1 protein-coding gene is annotated in these 836 nt (G+C 46.7%); it reads right to left on the bottom strand.

The genetic code is table 11. The features are described 5' to 3' along the window. A partial coding sequence (locus BALCAV_RS20910; protein ID WP_040324343.1) for an ISLre2 family transposase occupies window positions 1–836 on the bottom strand: 836 nt, incomplete at both ends.

The following is an 836-nucleotide window of genomic DNA, read 5'->3' as shown; positions in this document are numbered from 1 at the left end:
TGATCTTTCAGCCATTCTCTGTAATCTCCCAATGCTTCTGGGTACTGCTCAAGCTGATGAATCAACGCCTCTAAACGCTCTTCTTTCGCTTCTGTCTCAAGCGTTCCCACCGCACTGTTTAGTTCTATAAGGAGGGTTTCCCCATCATACTTTGCAAGTGCTTTCTGCATGGCTCGATAGCGCCTGTGATCTCGAAACAGTCTTCTGATATCACGCGCCACATGAAAACGATCAATCGTGAAGAAAGCCCGTCCTTGAAAATAGTCTCGACAACTGGTAATCCAAGTCGCTCCATCCCCGTTGATGACAAGTCGATGCCCTGCTGGATCGTAGTCAAATGTCTCCATGAGAAAGGTCTCAAGTCCCTCCCAAAACGGCTCTTTCCCCCGATGAACATAGTGTCGCTTCTCTTTTAAACTCACTCTTTTTCCATTGACCTCCCAGCCTTGATGAACCGCTGCGATTTTCTCTTCTCTCCCTTTGATTCGTTTCTCTTGTCGCTTTAGATAGAGTCCATCCACTTCGATAAACAACACGGGGTGCGTCAAAGGTTGACGCTCTTTCTGCATCGCTTCTACCTCTAACAGATGTTGGCGAATTGCTTCGTGACTGATGACGCGATAACCAAGAAGGGTCTCAAGCGTGTTCGATGCCTTTCGGTAGGAAGGACTTGTCACAGCTAGTTCAATCGCCGCTTCTTCTACAAGTGGGCTAAAGCCTTTTATTCCTTCAAATTGCAGATACTGGTCAAGGAGAGAGACATATTTACCTGTTTCACGATCGCGGTAGTAGGAGCGCTTCAACTCAATCTCACCAAATAAACTGTCTATCTTTAG

Source organism: Alkalihalobacillus alcalophilus ATCC 27647 = CGMCC 1.3604, assembly GCF_000292245.2.
GTDB classification, from domain to species: domain Bacteria; phylum Bacillota; class Bacilli; order Bacillales; family Bacillaceae_D; genus Alkalihalobacillus; species Alkalihalobacillus alcalophilus.
The sequence above is the reverse complement of the archived record's forward strand: the minus strand, read 5'-3'. Positions and strand labels throughout refer to the sequence as shown.